The following is a 17,058-nucleotide window of genomic DNA, read 5'->3' on the forward strand; positions in this document are numbered from 1 at the left end:
CCTGCGCCAACCGATTGGCGCGGGGAAGGTGCTGGAATTGCTGGACGATATCGGGATTTTCTGGCGCGGGGTCGTGCTGGGGGTGATCATCGCCGCCCCCGTGGGGCCGATCGGGCTGCTCTGCATCCGCCGGTCACTGGAACGCGGCCTGTCCACGGGGCTGGCGACGGGGCTGGGGGCGGCCATCGCGGACGCGGCCTTCAGCGCCGTGGCCGCCTTCGGCATTACGGCCGTGCTGGACATGATCACGGGCAATATGCGGCTGTTGCAGGTGTTGGGCGGTACTTTCCTGCTGGCCGTCGCCGTCCACAGCCTGATGCGTGAGCCGCGGCCCCTGGCGGCGGAACCGGTGGCGGGCAACCTGACCGCCGCCACCTTCACCGGCTTCTTCCTGACTGCGACCAACCCGGTCACCATCCTGGGGATGAGCGCCATCGTCATCGGCTTCGGCAATACAAGGGGACCGGCGGAGGATGGGACGCTGGTGGCCGGCATCTTCGCCGGATCGCTGCTATGGTGGGTGGTGCTGTGCGGCGGCGTCACCCTGCTGCGCCGCCGCGTCACGGGCCGGACCGTGCATTGGATCAATATCGGCACCGGCGTCGTGCTGGGCCTGCTGGGCATCTATACGCTGGGCGCGGCCTGGGTAGGGTGAACCCTTTACGGGGCCAGCGACAGCGACAGCCCGTCCAGCGCATCTGTAACCGGTATCTGGCAGGAAAGGCGTGACCGGTCCGGGCGATAATCGTCCAAATCCCCCAGAAGTTCCTGTTCTTCCGGCCCGGCGGGCGGCAGGTCCGCCATCCGGGCCGGGTCCAGATGCACATGGCAGGTGGCGCAGGAACAGGCCCCGCCGCAAATGGCGGCGATGTCGATGCCGGCATCCTTCAGCCCTTCCATCAGGCTGGTGCCCGTTTGCAATTCCACCCGGCGGGTTCCCTCATGCGGGGTGGTGACGGTCACGGTCGGCATCGGCATGGCTCCGGAAGGCGGCGGTCAGGCATCCAGGCCCAGGGCCCGGTCCAGGTTGGCAAAATAGGCATCCACATTCTGCCGCGACAGCGCGCGGCAGGTCTGTTCGTCCGCGCCGAACGGGATGTAATGCAGGTGCATCGACACCGCGCAGGCTTCGGGGCCGCAGAGTGTGACGCGGATCGTGCCGGCATAATCCGTCCAGGGCACATTGCCATTGTCGATCATGCGATAGCCGATGACGCGGTCCACCGGGTCCAGGATGTCCAGCCGCTGGCGCACGGGCGCCCCACCCAGCCGTTCCACGGTGTGATAGGTACGCACGGCCCCCAGGCCCTCGCCTTCCACCTCCACCCGCTTCACATAGCCATGGGTCAGCGCGTCGGACCCGAAGGCACCGACCAGGGCCCAGACCGTGTCGGCCGGGGCCTCCATGCGGCGGGCAATGTCGATCTCCACCCGCATGTCACCGGCCCCCGTCCAGCACGGCCAGGAACTTGGCCAGGAAGTCGGGATGGGTGGGCCAGGCGCCGCCCGTGACCAGGTTGCCATCGACCACGGCCGTATCCATGGGCACGTCCATCCAGGTGGCCCCGGCCAGTTCCACTTCCGGCCGGATGTCGGGATAGAAGGTGACCTGCCGTCCTGCCAGCACGCCCGCCGCCGACAGGAACTGCCCGCCATGGCAGATGCAGGCCACGGGCTTGCCGGCCTGGAAGAAGGAACGGATCAGGGCCTGCACCTCCTCCTTCATGCGCAGATATTCCGGCGCCCGCCCGCCGGGCAGATACAGCGCGTCGAAATCCTCCGGCCGGGCGCCGGAAAAATCGCCGTTCAGCAGGAAACGGTGGCCCCGCTTCTCGGTATAGGTCTGAAATCCCTCGAAATCATGCACGGCGGTTTCCACCCAGTCGCCGGCCCGCTTGCCGGGGCAGACGGCCTGGACATGATGGCCCACCATGGTCAGCGCCTGAAAGGGCACCATGGCTTCGTAATCCTCGACGAAATCCCCGACGAGCATCAGGATGTTCTTGGGCGACATGGATCATCTCTCCCGGCCCCCCTTGCCCGACATGGCGGGGGGCCTCTGTTGGTGGTTTCCGGAGGGGGGGGATCAGAAGCGCCAGACGGCTTCCAGGCCCAGGCGGCGCGGCTCGTTCGGCCAGCGGATATCCTGCGCGGTGCCGATGAATTCCCGTGCGAAGAACTCCACCGAATAGCGTTCGTCGAACAGGTTCTTCACATAGCCGGTCAGGGTCAGTGGCCCGGTTTCCCAGGACAGGCGCAGATCGACCAGATGCACGGGCGACCGCTTGTCGTCATTGTCGACATGGAAGGAAAGGTCGCCATTGGCCGTGTAATCGACGCGGCTGGTCAGCGAACTGCCGCCCGGCAGGTCGGTGGTGTAGCTGAGCCCCAGCGCATAGGACCAGCCGTTGACATAGGGCACCTGATTGCCCTTGTAGAGGCCGGTGCCGTCGAAATCGTCGATCCCGCTATCGATCAGGCTGACGGAGGCGTTGGCGTCCAGCCCGCGTGCCAGGCGGGCGGTCAGTTCCGCCTCCAGTCCGCGCGCCGTGGCCCTGGCGATATTGACGATGCCCTGCGCCCCGGTCGTGGCGTCCAGCAGGAAGGTCTGCTGGTTATCATATTTCGTGCTGTAGGCCGACAGGTTCAGGACGACCCGGCGGTCCAGCATCTCCGATTTCAGGCCCAGTTCATAGGAATTGGCATCTTCTGCCCGGAACACGGGTGCGAACACGCCGCTGGGCGCGTTGAAACCGCCGGATCGGAAGCCCTTGGCCCAGGTGGCATAGGCCATCATGTCCGCATCCAGCCGGTATGAAATGGATGCCTTTGGCTGCCAGGCATCGAAGCTTTTCTGCCGGGTGATGCCTGTTCGCGGGTCCGTCTGGCGACGGCGATCCGTGTCGTAGCGCATGGCCAACGTCAGTTCGGTGCCTTCCGCGATATCGTAATTCAACTGGCCGAACCCGGCCAGCGCGCGGTTGCGGTTGGCCTCCGGCGTGTCGGCCACGCTCAGCATGCTGCCACCGACATTGGCGAACACCTCGGTGCGCACCTCGCGGTCGGTGTCCAGCCAATAGGCGCCCACCACATAGCGCAGCGGGCCCGTGGCGTCGGAGGTGAAGCGCAATTCCTGGCTGACCGCCTCGACCCGCAGATCCTGCGACGCTTCCAGGATGGATTGCGGCAGCCAGTCCAGATCCTCGTGAAAGAATTCATGGGTGGAGGAATAGGCGGTGACGGCCGTGATCGTGCCGCCGCCCACCTCGTAATCCAGCTTGGCCGAAACATCCCGCAGCCGGCGGAAACCGTCGCCCAGCACATCGGCCAGAACGGGAATGCTGGTATTGTTGGGCATACCGTCAGGCAGGGCCACGTAATAGGCGGCGCCTGCCTCCAGGTTGGAGAAGGAGCCGCGCAGGTCGATGGAGACATCATCCGTGGGTTTCACGATGACGCGCGCCCGTCCCGTCCATTCCTCCTGGAAGTCCGCCTTGCGATCCAGCGTGCGGTTGCGGATCAGCCCGTCGAAATTGCGCCAGCCCAGAGAGGCACGGACCAGCACCTTGTCCTCCACCAGCGCGCCGGACCCGGCCAGGCGCAACTTGCGGTCGCCACCGTTGGCCAGTTCGGCGCGGGCGGTGAATTCCGGATCGTTGCCGGGCTCGCGCGTGACGATATTGATGGCGCCGGCAATGGCGTTGCGACCGTAAAGCGCCCCTTGCGGTCCCTTCAGCACCTCCACCCGCTCCAGATCATACAGTTCCTGCGTGATCTGGTTGGGGCTGGAAAGCTGCACGCCGTCGATGACGATGGCCACCGGCGCCTCGCCGTTGCGCACCTGGCTGATGCCGCGGGCGGAGATTGTGACCGTGCCGGGATTCTGCCCTTGGGCCATGGACAGGCCCGGCACGAAATCCAGCACATCGCCGATGCCTTCCACGCCGCGCTCCTCCAGGGCCGAGGCCGACAGGGCGGTGATGCTGTCGGGCACATCCTGCAGGCGCTCCACGCGCTTGCGTGCCGTCACGACGATCTCCTCAAGCTCGAAAGCCGTGGCGCTTCGCGGCTCTCTACCCATGGCGCCCTGCGCCGTGGCCGGCGGGGCGAGGGCGAGGATGGCCAGCGCGGGCAGCAGCCCGCGTGCGCAATTCTTCTTCATCTTATGAGGCCTCTTCCTGTAACGCGGCCGCCCTTGCGGCGGCCATTCTTGTGACCGGACCGGTGGGGTCCGGGGGCGTCAGCGGATATGGGCGGCGCCCGGATGGGCCCGCGGGAAGCGGGCGATATGGTCCAGGAACTTGCTCAGCGCCTTGTCGGAGCGCGTGAATTGTCCGCGCGTGAAGCGGATGGAGTTCAGCACGCCGATATCCTGGCTGACCACGAACCGTTCCAGTTTCATGGCGAAATCCAGCGTCTCCTGGACCTTGGCATCATCCTCGGGCGTGCCATCGCTCTTGCGCGTGGCGATGATGAAATAGCAGCGCTGTGTCCCAGGCCGCAGAAGCCCCAGCGGGAACAGGAACGCGAACCAGCGCCCGTTGGCCTCGCCCGTCTGCAGGAAGATGTTCGACCCGTGGATAGCCAGGCTGTAGCTGATGCGCGCCCCGGTCTCCCGGAAGATGCCCGTCAGGTCGTAGGAGACGGAATGCGGCGCCCAGACGATGTCCTCGGCCGGGTCATCCCCATCGATATCAATGCCGTGCAGGCATTTCACATGGTTGAAATCCAGCGTGTTGCACATGAACACCCAGGGATCGGCCAGCAGGTCGATATGCGGGATGTCGGCATGGAAGGTCAGTTCCTCGTCCGGCAGGCCCAGGTCGGGCAGGTGCCACAGCGGTTCCTCGCCATTGAAGGCCCAGACCAGGCCGTAGCGCTCCACGGTCGGATATTTGAACAGCTTGGCCCGGGGCGGCACGGGGTCGCCGCTGCCCGTGCGGGTGCAGCTTCCCTTGCCGTCGAAGCACCAGTGGTGGAAGGCGCAGCGCAACTCCCCCCCTACCAGGTCGCCCTGGGCCAGATTGGCGCCATTGTGCGGGCAATAGGCGCTGACGACATTGGCGATGCCGTCCGCATCGCGGAACGCCACCACCTGCCCGTCCAGGAAATTGCTGCCCAGCACCTTGCCGGCCGGCAGTTCGCTGGACCGGCAGATGGGGAACCAGCTTTGGGTGAAGACGCCGTCATCCCCTTCGAAGATCACCCCGCGGCCTTGCCGCCGGCGGTCGATCGACTGCTCGCGCGGGAATGCTCCTTCCAGATGAGGCCGGTTTTCCTCATTGATCCGATCGTAAAGCCTGTCCAGGTCCGACATTGTCGCCTCACCGTTGTTCTGCCGCATGCTTTGGCGGGCAGAGTAATGAGGGTGAGGCAGCACCGGCCATGTCCCCTGTGGGGACAGCAATCAGGTCACCGCCGGGGCTAGTGGGGGATGTCCCCACAGGGGATGGTGGCAGGAACAGGAGCGGGCGCGCGGCGATGTGTGCCGTGGCATCTCCGCTGCATCTCCGCGGCTGGGGTTACGGCAGGGGCGCCCCGCCGCCCTGGACCAGCGCCACGATGCGGGACCGGCTGCTGGTGCCCAGCTTGCGATAGATATTCTTGCGGTGGTTCTTCACCGTGCCTTCGGTAATGCCCAGATGGCGGGCAATCTCCTTGTTGGAGCAGCCGCCCGACAGCTCCACCACCACTTCCCATTCCCGTGCCGACAGGCCGCCCGGCGGCGGGTTGGTGGTTGCGGGTGCGGGCAGGACGGCGGTGGTCACCCCTGCGCGGGACCGTGCCAAGCCGCGCAGCGGCTGGCCCCCGGCCAGGGCCTCGGCTGCCGCGCGTTCCTCCTTCGCCTCTGCCGGGCGGTCCAGGGCATCCAGCACCGACGCGCGCAGCAGACGGGCCCGTACCTCCCACTGCATCAGGCCGGCATGGTGCAGCAGCGGCAGCAGGGCCTCCACCTCTGCCAGGGCCGGGACGGCCTGGCCTTCCGCCAGCAGCAGCCGGGCATGGGCGAAGATGCGGGGCGCGGTCAGGCGCAGCGGCGTCCCTTCAAACACCAGATGCGGCCGGATGGCCTCGTGCGCGGCGCGGGCAGCCGCCAGTTCCCCGGCGGCCGTCAGCAGGTCGATGCGGGCGATGGACAGGAGCGCTTCCAGCCGGCCCAATCCGCGCCGTCTGGCCGTCACCAGCCCCTGGCCCAGGATATCCAGCCCGCCGGCCGCATCGCCGGCATCGGCGGCCAGTCCGGCAGCCGTCAGATAGCCGGCGGCATAGACCTCGAACCAGGCGTCCAGCCGGTCCGCGCCTTGCAACGCCGGCAGGCACATGGCGGCGGCGTCGGTCGCCTCCCCCGCGTCATAGAGTGCGGCCCCCAGCAGCAGCCGGGCCGTGGTTGCCTGATTGCTGTCGGGGCCATAGACGCTGCTGGCCCGGTCCAGCATGGTGCGGAAGGCCGTCCGCGCCTGCAGCACGGCACCCGTGAACAGATAGGCCAGCCCGATATAGGCATAGAGGTAGATTTCGGCATAGGGGGCGCCCTGCTGCCGCTGACCCAGTGCCGCCTGTTCCCCGTCGCGGGTGACGGCGCGATAATCACCCGCATCGAACAGGGCGATGATGCGCAGGCTGGTCAGCGTGACCTGCAGGTGCAGATCGCCCGGTCCCGGCCCCTCGCGCCGGACGATGTCATCCAGCATGAGGACGTCGGCAAGCGAGACCTGCCGGTCCTCATAGATGCGCAGGATGCTTTCCACGGCCCGGCTTTCCGCGAACAGGCGGGCCGCGTCGGGCCCGTTGCGGAAGCCGCCCGTGGCACGGTCCAGTTCGCCAAAGGCGGCGCGGGCCTGGGCGACATGCCCGTCCTGGGCCAGCAGATAGATCTGGCCCAGCCGCACGCGCGGGAACTCGGCCAGCCGCCCGGCGCCCAGGCCTTCCAGGCTGCGCAGCCCGTGCATGCCGCCGCGCAGGGCCAGGCGCCAGCCGCCGGCCCGCTCCACCAGATCCAGTGCCAGTTCCTCATCCCCGGCGGCGCGGGCATGATGCACGGCATCGGCCATCACCCCGCTGGCCGCGAACCAGCATGCCGCCTTGCGGTGCAGCGCCTTGACCGCCGCTGCCCCTTGCAGGCGCCGAAGCCGGTCGCGCAGGAAGTCCGACAGGACATTGTGATATCGATACCAGTTGCGATCGGCATCCAGGGGGACCAACAGCAGGTCGTGGCGCTCCAGCTCGTCCAGGATGGCCCAACTGTCGGGCATGCCCGTCAATTCGGCGGCCACCTCGCCACCGATCCGTTCCAGGATGCTGGTCCGCATCAGGAAATCCTGACGCTCGGGTGGCAGGTCCTGCAGGATCTCCTCCGCGAAATATTCTGCCATGTTGCTGCTTCGGCCCGTGAAGCGGGTGACGGAGCCGCCATCGGGCGCGGCCGCGCGGCTCATCCACAGCCGGGCCAGCCGCAGCGACACGGCCCACCCTTCGGTCCGCTGCACCAGCAGGCCCAGTTCCTGCCCGTCCAGCACATTGCCGAACAGCGACCCGGCCTCCTGGCAGGAAAAACGCAGGGCATGGTGGTCCACGTTCACCAGTCGTCCCGTGGCATGGTGCTGGGCCAGCCGCAGGCCGGGCCGCACGCGGCTGGACAGGAACAGCGACAGGTTTTCCGGCTGCCGGTCCAGCAGGGCCTGCAGAAGCCGGGCGGTGCCGGTTGACTGGCAACGATGGATATCGTCCAGGAACAGGGCAACGGGCTGGCCGCGTTCCGTGATGCCGGCGATCAGCCGGCGCAGCAGGTCGTCGGCATCGGCCGTGGGGTCGCTGGCATAGGCATGGGCCGGGACGAAATCGGCCCCCGCCTCACGCAGGGCCATCAGCATGGCGGCGGCCAGGCGTTGCGGATGGCGGTCGTGCTCGTCAAGCTGCACCCAGCCCGACGTGACCCCGTCGGCCGTGAAACGGGCATGGACCTGTGTCAGCAGCGTCGACTTGCCGAAGCCGGCCGGCGCACTGACCAGGACGGCCCGCGGCGTCGCCGGGCCAAGGGCCAGCGCGGACAGACGGGGCCTGTCGACCGTATCGCCCGGAATCCGGGGCGGCCTCAGCTTCGATTGCAGGAACCAGTCGTCGGCGGTGGTCATTTGGCGCGCACCATACAACAATCCCGCCGGGGGATTAAAGCATGTGCGCCATCATGTCCCCGCCGGCCCCATCACGGTCGCCATGAACAGATCGACCAGCCGTGGCGCGTCCACGCCGATGCAGGCGCTGTGCCGGCCGTCCGGCGCCGGGTCCAGCAGGGTGCGCCCGGTTTCCGGCCCGTCCAGCACGACATGTGCCCGGCCCGTCTGGCAGGTGAACAGCTCCGGCGCAGCCAGCAGCGCCACGGCCGCCACATCATGCAGGCAGCATCCGTCCAGCCCGTCATACCGGGCATAGGCCGCGGCATAGAAGCGTGAGACCTGCCATAGCATGGCGGCAGTCGCGCCCCGGTTGCGCAGTGCCGCGGCCCGGCCCGTGGTCAGGACGCAGCGCGCGGTGACATCCAGCCCCACAAGCGTGACGGGCCAGCCGGCCGCCAGCACCGCGCCCGCGGCCTCCGGGTCATTGTGGATATTGGCTTCGGCCGTGGGGGTCACGTTGCCCCAGCGGCCATCGGTGCCGAAAGCCCCGCCCATGACCACCACCTGCCGGGCCAGCCCCGCGATGGCCGGGTCACGGCGCAGCGCCAGCGCCAGGTTGGTCAGCGGTCCGATGGCCAGGATCGTGACCTCGCCCGGATGGCGGCGCAGCAGGCTGGCGATATGGGCAGGCGCGTCCAGCCCGTCGGGCCGCTCCCCCGTATCCGGCGGCAGGGCAATACCGCCCAGCGCATTGTCCCCGTGGATATGCAGCGCCCCGGGCCCCCGCGGACGGGCCAGCGGCCCCGCGGCCCCCTGGTGGACGGGTGCTTTCAGGCCCAGATGCCGGCGCAGGAACAGGGCGTTGCGCGTCGTCATGGCGATGTCGGCATTGCCGAACACCGTCGTGATGGCCAGCAGTTCGATTTCCGGCAGGCCGGCCAGCATGGCCATGGCCATGGCATCATCGATGCCGGGATCGGTATCCAGGATGATCTTGACGGCCGGGGACATGGCGGGGGCCTCAGCCATAGACGGCACGACAGACCGCGGCACAATGGGCAAGGTCGAACCGGCCGTCCCGGCGCACGCCCGATTCCATGTCGATCCAGAAATCCGCACCCGCCGGCACCTCCAGTCCCGCCAGCAGGCCGGCCACATTGTCCGGGCCGATGCCGCCGGAAAAGCCGCAGAAAGGCGCATTGGAGGCCGGCAGCGGCGGCCAGTGCGTGGGCCGGCGGCCTGTGCCGAATGACACGTCGTAGAGCCAGTCCACCTGCGCATCGGCCGGGAACGCGCCGCCGCACTGAAGCACGGCGCGCATCCCGTGGCGCCGGGCGAACCGGCCCGTGCGGTCCACCTGCGGGGCGTCACTGCCCTGGAACCCGTGATTGACCTGAACCCGCCGGAACCCGGCGGGATCGAAGCCAGCCGTATCGGGGTCGGTCACGATCTCCCGCGCCCAGGTGCCACAGACATGGGCCGTCAGCCGCAGCCCATCCGCTGCCAGGAAGGCGGCCCGCACCTCGCTGGCCGGAAACAGCGGCACGCCGTGCCTGTCCCTGTCGACCAGAATGCCCCATTCGATCGGGTAGCGTGCCGACAGGTCCTGCATGCCGGGCAGCAGGGCGGCATCGTCCGCACCGGTGAAGGCGATGAAGAGGGGCTTGGGCATGGAGGGGTTCCGAAAGGGACGGGATTGGCGCAGAATGGACAAATGAAACGTTTAAGTCAACTTTCATCAATGCTATGCCCATCGGTGTCGGCGCGTGCCGTATGGGGGGTTGGTGCAGGGAGGGTGCGGTGGCGCAGGTGGTGATCAGCGGCTATGCCACGGTGGATTATGTCGTGCATGCCCAGGGCCGGTTCGACGGGCAGGGCACCATGGCCATGCGCGCCGCCCCGGATGGGGCCTGGCCGCGGGCAGGGGGTGCCGTGCTTTATGCCGGGCGGCAACTGGCCAGGGCGGGGCACGGGGTCCGGGCGCTGACCTGGGTGGGGGGCGACGCCGACGGCGCCTTTTACCGCCAGGCCGCGGCGCAGGCCGGGCTGGGGCCGGATGGGATCGCCGACACGGATGGCCCGACGACGCGCTGCCTTCTAGTTTATCATGCCGATGGCAGCCATGGCTGTCTGCTGCAGGCGGGGGCGGCCGCTTTGTCCGATATGCAACGCGGGTTGCTGCATGGCGCGGCATTGCTGGTGCTGACGGCGGGGCCGGCGTCGGTCAACCGGGCCATACTGGCCGATCTTCCAGCCGATGCGCGGCTGGCCTGGATCGTGAAACCCGATCCGGTCTGTTTCCCGCCAGACCTGGCCGGCGCGCTGGCAGCCCGTGCCGACTGGCTGTTCTGCAACGCAGGCGAACGCGCCTGGCTGGAAGCCGCCCGCGATGGGTGCGGCGGCAGCCGGCCCCCGTCCGGCCAGACCCTGTTTGAAACGCACGGCGGCGAGGGGGTGCGGGTTATGGTCGGGGTGGACGGCGACGGGGTGACGCTTCCCACCACACGGACCCTGGCCGTCACCGACGCCACGGGCGCCGGTGACAGCTTCGCCGGCGCGACGCTGGCAGCGCTGCTGTATGGGGCATCGCCGGCCGCCGCCGCCCAGGCGGGCATGCAGGCCGCCGCCGCCCTGCTGGCCACCCGGATCAGCCCAGCAGCAACCCCATGAGCGCACCGGTCATGCAGGTGGTGAGGAAGGCGGCCAGCAGCGCCTTGAACCCTAGCTGCACCACCTCCCCGACCTTGTCCGGGGCCATGGAGGACAAGGTGCCGATCAGGATGGCGACCGAGCCGATATTGCCGAAGCTGCAGAGCGCATAGGTCATCATCAGCACGGTCTTGGGCTGGAGCGCATCGGGCGGCAGGGCCATCATGTCGCTATAGGCCACGACCTCGTTGGTGATCAGCTTGGTGCCCAGCAGGGCCGCCGCCGGTTCCACATCCGCCAAAGGCACGCCCATGGCCCAGGCCACCGGCGCCAGCAGCTTGCCCAGGATCAGCGACAGGGTCAGCGGCACGTCGCCCGGCGACAGCAGTGCCAGCCCCTTGTTCACCAGCGCGATCAGCGACACGAAGACGATCAGCAGGGCCGTGATGTTGACGGCCATCTTCACGGCCTGCAACGTGCCCATGGTCAGCGCTTCCAGGCTGGACCGGTAATGGGTGTCCAGGGCCATGGGTTCCGGCGGCGGCCCGTCGCCCGTGGCGGGGATGATCACGCGGGCCAGCGTGATGGCCATGGGGGTGGCGATCAGCGACCCGATCAGCAGATGGCTGAAGGCATTGGGAACCTTTGATTCCAGAAGCGTGCCCAGCAGGATCATCATCGACCCGCCGATCACCGACAGCCCGTCCACCATGATGATGAACAATTCCCCGCGCGACAGGCGCGACAGATAGGGGCGCACCAGCATCGGTGCTTCCACCATGCCCAGGAAGATGCAGGCGGACGTGGAGACCCCCACGGGGCCGCTGACCCCGAACACCCGCCCGAACAGCCAGGCGGCCCCCCGCACCACCCATATCAGAATACGCCAGTGCCAGAGCAGGGCGGCCAGCGCCCCGACCAGCAGGATGGCCGGCAGGGCCTGCAGGGCGAAGATGAAGGTGGAGGCCCCCGGCTCTACCCGGAACGGCTGCTCGCCGCCGCCCAGATAGCCGAACATGAACATGGTGCCGGCCTGGGTGGCCGACTGCACGGCATCCACCACATGCGCGATGCCGGCGAAGAACGCCGTCACGGCCGGCACCTGGGTCAGCAGCAGGGCCAGCCCCACCTGCACCGACAGGCCCACCAGCACGGCCCGCCAGGGGAATTGCCGCCGCGCCTCGGAGATCAGCCAGCACAGGGCAATGAACCCAGCCATGCCGGCCAGCGCGCGCACGCTCTCTTCCATCATGCCTCACCATGTCGCAGGGGATTGTCGAAGGCTACCGCACTTAAACGTTTCATGTAAACTGCATACGTGACGATGCCAAGCGGATATGTAAAAATCCTTTTCCTGATAAGGAGATAGGGTGAATGATCAGGGCCGAACGGTTCCTTTCCGTGACCCATCGGGCCGCCTCCGGCGGGTTGCGCCCAGGAGAGGAATGAACGGGCAGGAAGGACACAGGGCAGAAAATCTGGATGAGTGTAAAAAATTCGTCATTGAAATCAGTTATGAAACGTTTCACTTTTCATCCGGCCAAAGCGGCCCGGGAATGATCGAGGGGAAGGGTGTTTTGAGATGACGAAACGGATGGTCCGATCGCTGTCGGTGGCCCTGTGCGCGTTGGCCGGTTCAACCATCGCCCATGGGGATGTGCAGGCGCAGGAGGCGGCCGGCGGCCCGCTGGAGGAGATCGTGGTGACGGCCACGCGCTTCGGCTCCGGCCTGACCCGTGCGGCCTTTGCGCTGGGGGCTGATGACATCGCCACCCGGCCGCTGGGTGCCGACATCACGCAAAGCCTGGTCAAGGTGCCGGGCATCCAGGTGTCCACCGGGGATGCGCGCGGCGGCAGCTTCTCGTTCGAGATCTATCTGCGCGGTCTGACCGACGAGCAGATCGGCCTGACGCTGGACGGCATCCCTACCGGAGACAGCCGTTTCAACGGCGGGTCGCCGCCGCAGCGTTTCATCGAAAGCAGCAATGTCGCCCGCATCGACGTATCGCAGAGTGCTGGCGACATCGGCGCGCCGTCGCGTTTCGCCCTGGGTGGCTTCATCGATTTCATCACCGACAACCCCCGGCGTGAGGCGGGGGCGACGGTGGAGGCGGGCCTCGGCTCCTTCGATTTCCGCCGGATCTATGGCCGTGTGGATACGGGCGAGGTGGCGCCCGGCCTGTCGGCCTACCTGTCGGTATCCGACCAGCGCAATGACATCTGGGCCGGCCGCAACAGCCGCGGGTCGGAACGGCAGCATGTCGAATTCAAGGCCGTCAAGCAGTTCGAGCAGGGGTCGTCCATCAGCGCCCGCGTCTCCTACAACGACCAGACCGACAATGATTTCAACATCGTCACCAGGACCGAATATCTGGCGGACCGCCGCAACGACCGGGCCAGTGACGCCTTGACGGGCATCCCGGCCCGCGATGTGGATTTCGGCGGCGCGCTGGGCGGCACGCGGGAGGATTGGCTGGCCTATGTCAATGCCCGGCTGGTGCTGACCGACAGCCTGACCCTGTCGATCAATCCCTATTACCAGACGCTGGACGGCGAAAGCTTCCGCTATCAGGACCGGTCCCGCATCCTGGCGGGCGGGGATCCGCGGGCCGTCACGGGCTATAATGCCAATGGCGGTGCTGTCCGCCCGGCCCTGACCACCCTGCGCGACAGCAATGCCGTGGGCGGGCCGGCCGACATGCGGGTCACCCCGCGCGACCGTGAACGGTATGGCGTGACCAGTGAACTGAAGGCGCGTGACCTGTTCCCCGGCCATTCGCCGCGCATCGGTTTGTGGTGGGAAGGCGGCGACAGCTCGGAGACGCGAAATTTCCATCCCATCACCAACCCCGCCGGTTCCATCGATTATGACCGGGCACGGTTGAACTATGTCGAATATGACCGCTATGCCTCGGTAGAGACGCTGATGCTCTATGTTCAGGACCAGATGCGGTTCCTGGATGACAGGCTGAAGCTGGATGTGGGTTTCACCTATTACGACATCACCTATGATGCCCGCTCGCCCCTGGAATATCAGGCACGCCTGAAATTCTCGCAGGATTCCGACATCAATCCCAAGTTCGGCGCCTCCTACCGGCTGGACGATGCGGTGGAACTGTTCGGCGGCTATGCCCAGAATTTCGCGGGCATTCCGGAGGATGCCTTCCTGGGGTCAACGGCCGCCATCAATCCCGGCGACCTGTCGCCGGTGGAAACGGAGAATCTCGATATCGGCCTGCGCTATGTCCAGGGCGACAGCGCTTTCTCCATCCAGGCCTATCAGGTGAAGCTGAAGAACAATATTGGCATTGTGCCGCGCGATCCGGGCGTGCCGCTGGATGTGGACGAGGTGATCCGCGGCAATGTCGCCACCCGCGCGGCCAACACGGCAGGCCAGAAGACGCAAGGCGTGGAGGTCACGGGCTATCACGATTTCGGGGATGTCGATCTCTACGCCTCCTATTCCTATCAGCGGGCGCGCCACGATGATCCGGCGGCGGGCAGCGCGGAACGGCGGGCGCTGGCCTCGCTGGCCATCATCGGCGGTGCTGCGGTGCGCGACATTCCCCGCCATTCGCTGTTCGCGCAGGCCGGCTGGACCCCGCTGGACGGATTGCGGCTGGAGGCCAACGGCCGCTATGTCGGGCGCCGCTTGGGTGGCCATATCGTCTGGCCCGGCACCTTCCAGGAAGCCGGGGTGGAATATCTGGGCGGCTATGCGCTGTTCGGCGTGACGGCGCAGTATGAGCTTGAGGCACTGGGCCTGCCCGATGTGCGCCTGCAATTCAACGCCGACAATCTGTTCGACCGGCACTATATCGCCTCTGTCTCCGGTGCCACGGCGACGCAGCCCGAATACGGGCTCAGCAGCGGGCCCGGCATCCGCACGCTGGACCGTTACTTCATCGGTGCGCCGCGGACGCTGACCTTCTCCATCCGCGCGCAATTCTGATCGAAGCCGGCGGCGGGCTCCGTTATCCTGGTCTCGGCACCGGGCGGGGATACCCCCGCCCGGTGCCGTGGTCTTTCACAAGCGCGGGTGCAACCCCATGTCGAAGCAGGCGCCCGGCCGCCGGGCGACGTTGAAAGAGGTGGCGAAGGCGGCGGGCGTGTCCCTGGCCAGCGCGTCCTATGCCATCAACGGTACCGGGTCGGTGGGGGACCAGACGCGCGAGCATGTGCTGGCCGTGGCGGCGCGGCTGGGCTATCGGCCCAACCAGAATGCCAAGGCCATGAAGACGGGTCGCACCGGCACCATCGGCCTGGTGCTGCCCGACCTGACCAATCCCTTCTTTCCGGCCCTGGCCCAGGCCGTGATCCAGGCGGCCCGCGGCCATGGTTACAGCGTGCTGCTGACCGACACGGAAGGCGAGCCGGAGGCCGAACGTCATGCCATCGATCTTCTGGCCGGGCGCGGGGTCGATGGGCTTGTCTGGTTTCCCATCGCCGATGACGGGGCGCTGCCCATGCTGGCCGAGGGCATCCCGGCTGTGGTTCTGGACCGGGCGCTGCCGGGCTATGACGTGATCCAGGCCGACTATGCCGAGGGTGGCCGGCTGGCGGCCGACCATCTGCTGTCGCTGGGCCATGTCGATATCGGCGTCATATCCGGTCCGCATGCCGCATCCAGCGCGCGGGCACGGGCCGATGCGGCCATCGGGGTCATCCGGCAGCGCGGGCGGCTGGCCTGGCATGTCGACAACGCTTTCTCGCTGGATCTGGAGCCATCCGTGATGGAAGCCCTGGACGCACGCACAGCCACGGCCGTCATCGCCGGGGCCGACCTGATCGCCATCGGGGCCATACGGCATTTGCAGGCCCGGGGCCTGTCCGTGCCGGGGGATGTGTCGGTCATCGGGTTCGATGACATTCCCTGGGCACCCCTGCACAATCCGCCATTGTCCACCATCGACATGCCGGTGGAGGAAATGGCCGTGGAAGCGGTGGACATTCTTTTGAACCGCATCGCCCAGCGCGGGGAGACGCGGCGGCGCGTCGTGTTCAACGTCGCCCTGGTGGCGCGCGGTTCCACCGGTCTGGTGCGCAAGCCATGAGGTGCCGGTTCCCCCTGTCGGCCTGGGTGGCCCTGGCGGCCCTGCTGTGGCTGCTGTCCGGCTGTGCTTTCATGCCATCCGGCCCGCATCTGCGCTATATCGGGCATTATGATATCCCGCATGGTCTGGATCTGGGCGGCCAGGGCATGCCGGGTGTGCCCTATGGCGGGATTTCCGGGATCGATCGCGATCCACGCACGGGCCTTTGGTACCTGATCAGCGACGACCGGTCGCAACGGGGTCCTGCCCGTTTCCTGACGGCGCGCATCGATGTCGATGCGAACGGTATCCACGCGGTCGACCTGCTGTCGGCCATTGCCCTGCGTGATGGGGACGGGGCGGTCTTTCCGCCGCCGGGTGGGGGCCGGCCGGCCATGGATGCCGAGACGCTGCGCCTGGACCCTTTCACCGGTGACCTGTTCTGGACCAGCGAGGGCGATCCGGCGGCCGGAGGCGACCCGCAGTTGACGCAAAGCCGGACGGATGGCGGGTTCGTTCGCACCCTGCCGCTGCCGCCGGCCTGGCGGTTCGATACGGCCGGCGGACAGGGGCCGCGCCCCAACATGACCCTGGAGGGGCTGGCCCTGGCCCGTGACGGCGATCTTTTCCTGGCCATGGAGGCGCCACTGATCCAGGACGGTCCCATCCCCACGCCCGAGCAAGGGGGATGGACACGGATCAGCCGCCTGTCGCGTGATGGCACCTTGCGCCGGCAATATGCCTACCGGTTGGACCCTATTCCGGCACGCCCGGCGGGCAAGTTCGCCGATAATGGCATATCGGAGATCGCATTGCTGGACGATGAAAGGCTGCTGATCCTGGAACGGGCCGGCATCCAGGCGGCGGATGGCCATTTTGCGTTCGATGTCCGGCTCTATCTGGCCGATCTTGCCAGCGCCGGGGATGTCGGCCAGGTCGTATCGCTGGCCGGGGCACCGCCGGCCCGGCCCGTTGGGAAACGCCTTGTGTTCGATTTCGGCCGGCTGGAGGGCCGCGCGCCTGACAATCTGGAAGCCATGGCGTTGTTCGCCGATCCTTCAACCGGCCAGTGTCTGCTGCTGCTGGCGTCCGACGATAATTTCCATCCCGGCCAGCGCAGCCACTTCCTGCTGTTCGCCGTCGATGGGGTGCCGCGCTGCGGGTCCTGACGCGAGGGCCGTCTGTGACATGCGTCTAAACAGATAATTGCGCGGTCACCTGATATTGTAAATAAAGCTTGTACAGAAACTGCGGTGGAGAAA

General features: G+C 67.3%; 14 protein-coding genes. 5 read left to right on the forward strand and 9 right to left on the reverse strand.

Annotated features, from left to right (window positions below; translation table 11 throughout):
• Positions 1-28: 28 nt before the first annotated feature.
• Positions 29-655 (forward strand): LysE family translocator, encoded by a 627-nt coding sequence (locus ACM9LZ_RS12665; protein WP_416619835.1) that lies wholly within the window; start codon positions 29-31, stop codon positions 653-655.
• A 5-nt stretch (positions 656-660) separates the two neighbouring features.
• Here ACM9LZ_RS12665 and ACM9LZ_RS12670 read toward each other — a convergent pair whose 3' ends face one another.
• The 8 genes from ACM9LZ_RS12670 to ACM9LZ_RS12705 form a co-directional block, all read right to left on the reverse strand.
• On the reverse strand, positions 661-972 hold the full coding sequence (locus tag ACM9LZ_RS12670) for a 2Fe-2S iron-sulfur cluster-binding protein (protein WP_416619836.1): 312 nt from the start codon (positions 970-972) through the stop codon (positions 661-663).
• Positions 973-996: 24 nt separating this feature from the next.
• A complete protein-coding gene (locus ACM9LZ_RS12675) occupies positions 997-1,437 on the reverse strand; it encodes an SRPBCC family protein (RefSeq protein ID WP_416619837.1) in 441 nt (146 codons plus the stop codon).
• 1 nt (position 1,438) lies between these two features.
• Entirely contained in the window at positions 1,439-2,014 is a 576-nt protein-coding gene (locus ACM9LZ_RS12680) for a DJ-1/PfpI family protein (RefSeq protein WP_416619838.1), read from the reverse strand.
• Between the two features lie 72 nt (positions 2,015-2,086).
• Entirely contained in the window at positions 2,087-4,162 is a 2,076-nt protein-coding gene (locus tag ACM9LZ_RS12685) for a TonB-dependent receptor (protein ID WP_416619839.1), read from the reverse strand.
• 78 nt (positions 4,163-4,240) lie between these two features.
• Positions 4,241-5,317: a Rieske 2Fe-2S domain-containing protein gene (locus ACM9LZ_RS12690; RefSeq protein ID WP_416619840.1), complete on the reverse strand. Its 1,077-nt coding sequence runs from the start codon at positions 5,315-5,317 to the stop codon at positions 4,241-4,243.
• Between the two features lie 205 nt (positions 5,318-5,522).
• Positions 5,523-8,132 carry a winged helix-turn-helix domain-containing protein gene (locus ACM9LZ_RS12695; protein WP_416619841.1) on the reverse strand — a complete coding sequence of 870 codons (2,610 nt, stop codon included), beginning with the start codon at positions 8,130-8,132 and terminating at the stop codon, positions 5,523-5,525.
• Positions 8,133-8,183: 51 nt separating this feature from the next.
• Positions 8,184-9,125, reverse strand: a complete 942-nt coding sequence (locus tag ACM9LZ_RS12700) for a nucleoside hydrolase (RefSeq protein ID WP_416619842.1) — start codon at positions 9,123-9,125, stop codon at positions 8,184-8,186.
• Between the two features lie 10 nt (positions 9,126-9,135).
• Positions 9,136-9,786: a beta/alpha barrel domain-containing protein gene (locus tag ACM9LZ_RS12705; protein ID WP_416619843.1), complete on the reverse strand. Its 651-nt coding sequence runs from the start codon at positions 9,784-9,786 to the stop codon at positions 9,136-9,138.
• A 128-nt stretch (positions 9,787-9,914) separates the two neighbouring features.
• Here ACM9LZ_RS12705 and ACM9LZ_RS12710 point away from each other — a divergent pair, with 128 nt between their 5' ends.
• Positions 9,915-10,784, forward strand: coding sequence for a carbohydrate kinase family protein (locus ACM9LZ_RS12710; RefSeq protein ID WP_416619844.1), 870 nt, complete (start codon positions 9,915-9,917; stop codon positions 10,782-10,784).
• Here the strand turns inward: ACM9LZ_RS12710 and ACM9LZ_RS12715 are convergent.
• On the reverse strand, positions 10,762-12,015 hold the full coding sequence (locus ACM9LZ_RS12715; protein ID WP_416619845.1) for a NupC/NupG family nucleoside CNT transporter: 1,254 nt from the start codon (positions 12,013-12,015) through the stop codon (positions 10,762-10,764). The genes ACM9LZ_RS12710 and ACM9LZ_RS12715 overlap by 23 nt on opposite strands.
• Before the next feature lie 330 nt (positions 12,016-12,345).
• Here ACM9LZ_RS12715 and ACM9LZ_RS12720 point away from each other — a divergent pair, with 330 nt between their 5' ends.
• From ACM9LZ_RS12720 to ACM9LZ_RS12730, 3 genes are all read left to right on the forward strand, one after another.
• The gene (locus tag ACM9LZ_RS12720) at positions 12,346-14,715 is read left to right on the forward strand and encodes a TonB-dependent receptor (RefSeq protein ID WP_416619846.1); all 2,370 of its coding nucleotides are present in this window, start codon (positions 12,346-12,348) and stop codon (positions 14,713-14,715) included.
• Between the two features lie 97 nt (positions 14,716-14,812).
• Positions 14,813-15,817 carry a LacI family DNA-binding transcriptional regulator gene (locus ACM9LZ_RS12725; RefSeq protein ID WP_416619847.1) on the forward strand — a complete coding sequence of 335 codons (1,005 nt, stop codon included), beginning with the start codon at positions 14,813-14,815 and terminating at the stop codon, positions 15,815-15,817.
• Positions 15,814-16,965 carry an esterase-like activity of phytase family protein gene (locus ACM9LZ_RS12730; RefSeq protein WP_416619848.1) on the forward strand — a complete coding sequence of 384 codons (1,152 nt, stop codon included), beginning with the start codon at positions 15,814-15,816 and terminating at the stop codon, positions 16,963-16,965. Before ACM9LZ_RS12725 ends, ACM9LZ_RS12730 begins: the two co-directional genes overlap by 4 nt.
• The last annotated feature ends 93 nt before the right edge of the window (positions 16,966-17,058 follow it).

The sequence above is a fragment of the Niveispirillum fermenti genome (genome assembly GCF_048066175.1).
GTDB lineage: Bacteria > Pseudomonadota > Alphaproteobacteria > Azospirillales > Azospirillaceae > Niveispirillum > Niveispirillum fermenti.

Coding starts and splice junctions, on each gene's coding strand:
- ACM9LZ_RS12670 (WP_416619836.1), bottom strand. CDS start 972: ATGCCGACCGTGACCGTCACCACCCCGCATGAGGGAACCCGCCGGGTG.
- ACM9LZ_RS12675 (WP_416619837.1), bottom strand. CDS start 1,437: ATGCGGGTGGAGATCGACATTGCCCGCCGCATGGAGGCCCCGGCCGAC.
- ACM9LZ_RS12680 (WP_416619838.1), bottom strand. CDS start 2,014: ATGTCGCCCAAGAACATCCTGATGCTCGTCGGGGATTTCGTCGAGGAT.
- ACM9LZ_RS12685 (WP_416619839.1), bottom strand. CDS start 4,162: ATGAAGAAGAATTGCGCACGCGGGCTGCTGCCCGCGCTGGCCATCCTC.
- ACM9LZ_RS12690 (WP_416619840.1), bottom strand. CDS start 5,317: ATGTCGGACCTGGACAGGCTTTACGATCGGATCAATGAGGAAAACCGG.
- ACM9LZ_RS12695 (WP_416619841.1), bottom strand. CDS start 8,132: ATGACCACCGCCGACGACTGGTTCCTGCAATCGAAGCTGAGGCCGCCC.
- ACM9LZ_RS12700 (WP_416619842.1), bottom strand. CDS start 9,125: ATGTCCCCGGCCGTCAAGATCATCCTGGATACCGATCCCGGCATCGAT.
- ACM9LZ_RS12705 (WP_416619843.1), bottom strand. CDS start 9,786: ATGCCCAAGCCCCTCTTCATCGCCTTCACCGGTGCGGACGATGCCGCC.
- ACM9LZ_RS12715 (WP_416619845.1), bottom strand. CDS start 12,015: ATGATGGAAGAGAGCGTGCGCGCGCTGGCCGGCATGGCTGGGTTCATT.
- ACM9LZ_RS12720 (WP_416619846.1), top strand. CDS start 12,346: ATGACGAAACGGATGGTCCGATCGCTGTCGGTGGCCCTGTGCGCGTTG.
- ACM9LZ_RS12725 (WP_416619847.1), top strand. CDS start 14,813: ATGTCGAAGCAGGCGCCCGGCCGCCGGGCGACGTTGAAAGAGGTGGCG.
- ACM9LZ_RS12730 (WP_416619848.1), top strand. CDS start 15,814: ATGAGGTGCCGGTTCCCCCTGTCGGCCTGGGTGGCCCTGGCGGCCCTG.